The following is a 4232-nucleotide window of genomic DNA, read 5'->3' as shown; positions in this document are numbered from 1 at the left end:
GCGCGACATGGCCGTCCAGCGCGGCGACCCGGCCCTGCATGGGCGCCCGCCAGCTGTGGCACACGGCCAGGGCGAGGGCGTCGGCCGCGTCCGCCGGGCTGGGGGGCTTCTGCAGGCCGAGGATCCGGGTGATCATCAGGGTCATCTGCTTCTTGTCCGCGCGCCCGCTGCCGGTGATGGCGGCCTTGACCTCGGAAGGCGTGTGGAAGGCCACCGGGATGTCGCGATAGGCGGCGGCCAGTGCCACGACGCCGGCGGCCTGGGCAGTGCCCATGGCGGTGGAGACCTGGTTCTGGGCGAAGACCCGCTCGATGGCGACCACGTCCGGGCGGTGGATCTCCATCCACTCGTCCGCCACGGCGTGGACCGCCCGCAGGCGCCTCTCGAGTGGTTCCTGGGCGGTCGTCCGCACCACGTCCACGTCCAACGCCGTGACGGCCCGACCCGGCTCGGTCTCGATCAGCGCGAGCCCGCACCGGGTCAGTCCCGGGTCCACACCCATCACGCGCATAGCGACCTTTCGCCGACCAGTGGTAGAACCTACGTTCGAGACCCTACCAGTGGGCCGCCCGTCAGGCGTTGAGCGCCGCCAGCACGTCGTCCGGCACGTCGAGGTTGGAGTAGACGTTCTGGACGTCGTCGGAGTCCTCGAGCGCGTCGATGAGCTTGAAGACCTTCGCGGCGCCGTCGGCGTCGACGGTCACCTCGACCGAGGCGCGGAACCCGGACTCGGCCGAGTCGTAGTCGATGCCGGCCTCCTGGAGCGCGGTGCGCACCCGGACGAGGTCGGTGGGTTCGCAGACCACCTCGAACTGCTCGCCGAGGTCGTTGACCTCCTCGGCCCCGGCCTCGAGTACGGCCATGAGGACGTCGTCCTCCTCGAGCTCACCCTTGTCCAGCACGATCTCGCCCTTGCGGGTGAACAGGTAGGCCACCGAACCGGGGTCGGCGAGGTTGCCGCCGTTGCGGGTCATCGCCGTGCGCACCTCGCCCGCGGCGCGATTGCGGTTGTCGGTCAGACACTCGATGAGCAGGGCCACGCCGTTCGGGCCGTACCCCTCGTACATGATGGTCTCCCACTCGGCGCCGCCCGCCTCCTCGCCGGCGCCACGTCTGCGCGCCCGCTCGACGTTGTCGCCCGGGACAGAGTTCTTCTTGGCCTTCTGGATGGCGTCGTAGAGCGTGGGGTTGCCGGCTGGGTCACCGCCGCCCGTACGGGCCGCCACCTCGATGTTCTTGACGAGCTTGGCGAAGAGTTTGCCGCGCTTGGCGTCGATCGCGGCCTTCTTGTGCTTGGTGGTGGCCCACTTGGAATGGCCTGACATGGGATGTTCCGCCCTCCGGGGGTGTCAGTCCGGGCCGACCTCGGTTGGCGGCCCGGTGCGATGTGTCGCTGACTGGCCAGTCTACGAGGTCGACTGCCGCACCATGTCGACGAAGTACCGGTGAACGCGCACATCGTCGGTCACCTCGGGGTGGAAGGAGGTCGCCAGGGCGTTGCCCTGCCGCACCGCGACCACGTGATCGTGGCCGTCGGAGGCGCGGACGCGGGCGAGTACCTCCACGTCGGGGCCGACCGTCTCGACCCAGGGTGCGCGGATGAAGACGGTCCGGACCGGGTCGGCGCCGAGGGCGTCGACGACGAGGTCGGCCTCGAACGAGTCGACCTGCCGTCCGAAGGCGTTCCGTCGGACGGTCATGTCGATCGCGGAGAACCAGGTGGCGTCGGCCCGGGTGTCGAGGACGACCGACGCCAGCAGGATCATGCCCGCGCAGGAGCCGTAGACCGGCATGCCGCCCGAGATCCTCTCGGCCACCGGTTCGTACATGTCGTAGACGTCCAACAGCCGACTCATCGCGGTGGACTCCCCGCCGGGCAGGATGAGTCCGTCCACACCGTCGAGCTCGGAGCGCCGGCGGACGGCCACGGCCCGCGCGCCGACGGACTCGAGGTGGCGGACGTGTTCGGCGACATCGCCCTGGAGGGCGAGGACACCGACGGTCGGGGCGTCCGTGCTCACTTCTCGGACGGGTCGTCGGTGGTGCTCACCGGGAACGACTGGGCTCCCGGTCGCAGACGGCGGGACAGTCCCTCCTGGGTGACGGCGGCGACGAGTCGGCCGGAGCGGTCGAAGATCCGCCCCTGGGTGAGGGCGCGCCCCCCGAACGCCGACGGCGAGGTCTGGTCGTACAGCAACCAGTCATCGGCCCGGAAGGGGCGCATGAACCACATGGCGTGGTCGAGCGAGGCGTCCTGGGTGGGCTCGTCGGGGTGCGGGACCTTGGCCGAGCCCAACAACGTCATGTCCGACATGTACGCGAGTGTGCACACGTGGAAGTTCGGATCGTCCGGCAGCGTGTCGACGCTGCGGAACCACACCCGCTGCTGCGAGGCCAGCACCGAACTCGTCTCCAGGCGGTCCCGGGGGACGATCCGGATGTCCCACTGGGCCCATTCCTCGACGAAGACGCGGTGGGCCTCGTCGAGGTCCTCGATTCTCGGGACGTCGATCTCCTCGGGCCCCACGACCCGGGGCATCGAGTCCTGGTGCTCGATGCCCTCCTGGTCGACCAGGTGGAAGGAGGCCGACATGGAGAAGATCGGCTCCCCCTCCTGGATGGCGGTGACACGGCGGGTGGCGAAGCTGCGACCGTCCCGGAGGCGGTCGACCTGGAAGACGGTCGGCACGTCGGGGATGCCCGGCCGGATGAAGTACCCGTGCAGGGAGTGGACGTGCTTGTCGGAGTCCACGGTCCGGACCGCGGCGACGAGGGTCTGTCCGGCGACCTGGCCGCCGAAGGTCCGCTGCAGGTGCGTGCGGATGGCCGGACCCCGGTAGAGGTCGCGGTCTATCCGCTCGATCTCGAGGATGTCCTCGATCTTCGCCACCGGCGGGTCACCAGCCCCGCTCGGCGAGCCGGTGGGGCTCGGGAATGTCGTCGACGTTGATGCCGACCATGGCCTCGCCGAGGCCGCGGGAGATGGTCGCGAGCATCTCCGGATCGTCGTGGAAGGTCGTCGCCTTGACGATCGCCTTGGCCCGCTCGGAGGGGTTGCCGGACTTGAAGATGCCGGAACCGACGAACACGCCCTCGGCACCGAGCTGCATCATCATCGCGGCGTCGGCCGGGGTGGCGATGCCGCCCGCGGTGAACAGCACCACGGGGAGCTTGCCGGTCTCGGCGACCTCCTTGACCAGCTCGTACGGCGCCTGGAGCTCCTTGGCGGCCACGTACAGCTCGTCGGACGGCAGGCTCTGGAGCTTGCGGATCTGCTGGCGGATCTGGCGCATGTGGGTGGTGGCGTTGGAGACGTCGCCGGTGCCGGCCTCACCCTTGGAACGGATCATGGCCGCGCCCTCGGTGATCCGGCGCAGGGCCTCGCCGAGGTTGGTGGCGCCACAGACGAACGGCACGGTGAAGCCGAACTTGTCGATGTGGTTGGCGTAGTCGGCCGGGGTGAGGACCTCGGACTCGTCGACGTAGTCCACGCCGAGGGCCTGGAGGATCTGCGCCTCGACGAAGTGCCCGATGCGGGCCTTGGCCATCACGGGGATGGAGACGGCCTCGATGATGCCGTCGATGAGGTCGGGGTCGCTCATGCGGGCGACTCCGCCCTGGGCCCGGATGTCGGCGGGGACGCGCTCGAGGGCCATCACGGCCACGGCGCCGGCGTCCTCGGCGATCTTCGCCTGCTCGGCGGTGACGACGTCCATGATGACGCCGCCCTTGAGCATCTCGGCCATACCTCGCTTGACGCGTGCGGTTCCGGTGGTGTTCTCGCTGGACTGCGGGTCGCTCACGAAATAGGCCTTTCCTGGCTCAGACGACGTGTGACAGGGGTCCAGTGTAGGTCTCCCTCACCCCGGTGCCCCAACCGCCGCCCCACCGGGGTTGGTCAGGCCTGCGGTGGCGGTGCGTCGACCAGCTCGACGTACCCGGGCATCGGGGCCCGGCCGGCCAGTCTCAGGAGGCGGACCGGGGCCTGTTCCCGCAGACTGCGGGTGTCGCGGACGGCGTCGTTGTAGAAGCGACGGGCCATGGACACGCGATCCGAGGCGTCCTCCAGTTCGGCGGCGAGATCGCCGGGCAGCGCGTCCGTGTCGACCCCGGACAGGACCACGCCGAGGGTGTTCTCCGCGACCTCGGCGTCGGGCTCGCCGACGTCGTCCGGCGCGCTGCCGTCGTCGCGACGGCGTCGGTGGTCGGGGTGCGGCGCGGGGTCCGGCCCG

General features: G+C 70.2%; 5 protein-coding genes and 1 pseudogene. All 6 read right to left on the bottom strand.

Features of this window, described 5'->3' with window-relative positions:
• Positions 1-511 (bottom strand): crossover junction endodeoxyribonuclease RuvC (gene ruvC / locus G6023_RS04685; RefSeq protein ID WP_182634208.1); only part of this gene is annotated, 511 nt, incomplete at its 3' end.
• A gap of 61 nt (positions 512-572) precedes the next feature.
• The gene (locus G6023_RS04680; RefSeq protein ID WP_096905400.1) at positions 573-1325 is read right to left on the bottom strand and encodes a YebC/PmpR family DNA-binding transcriptional regulator; all 753 of its coding nucleotides are present in this window, start codon (positions 1323-1325) and stop codon (positions 573-575) included.
• 81 nt (positions 1326-1406) lie between these two features.
• Positions 1407-2021 (bottom strand): pyridoxal 5'-phosphate synthase glutaminase subunit PdxT, encoded by a 615-nt coding sequence (pdxT, locus tag G6023_RS04675; protein WP_096905399.1) that lies wholly within the window; start codon positions 2019-2021, stop codon positions 1407-1409.
• A complete protein-coding gene (locus G6023_RS04670; RefSeq protein WP_182634207.1) occupies positions 2018-2890 on the bottom strand; it encodes an acyl-CoA thioesterase in 873 nt (290 codons plus the stop codon). Before G6023_RS04670 ends, pdxT begins: the two co-directional genes overlap by 4 nt.
• 7 nt (positions 2891-2897) lie before the next feature.
• Positions 2898-3803: a pyridoxal 5'-phosphate synthase lyase subunit PdxS gene (pdxS, locus tag G6023_RS04665; protein ID WP_120283374.1), complete on the bottom strand. Its 906-nt coding sequence runs from the start codon at positions 3801-3803 to the stop codon at positions 2898-2900.
• 95 nt (positions 3804-3898) lie between these two features.
• A pseudogene (locus G6023_RS04660) lies at positions 3899-4232 on the bottom strand (NUDIX hydrolase); the annotation flags it as partial.

It is taken from the genome of Dietzia sp. DQ11-71 (assembly GCF_014144995.1).
GTDB classification, from domain to species: domain Bacteria; phylum Actinomycetota; class Actinomycetes; order Mycobacteriales; family Mycobacteriaceae; genus Dietzia; species Dietzia kunjamensis.
The sequence above is the reverse complement of the archived record's forward strand: the minus strand, read 5'-3'. Positions and strand labels throughout refer to the sequence as shown.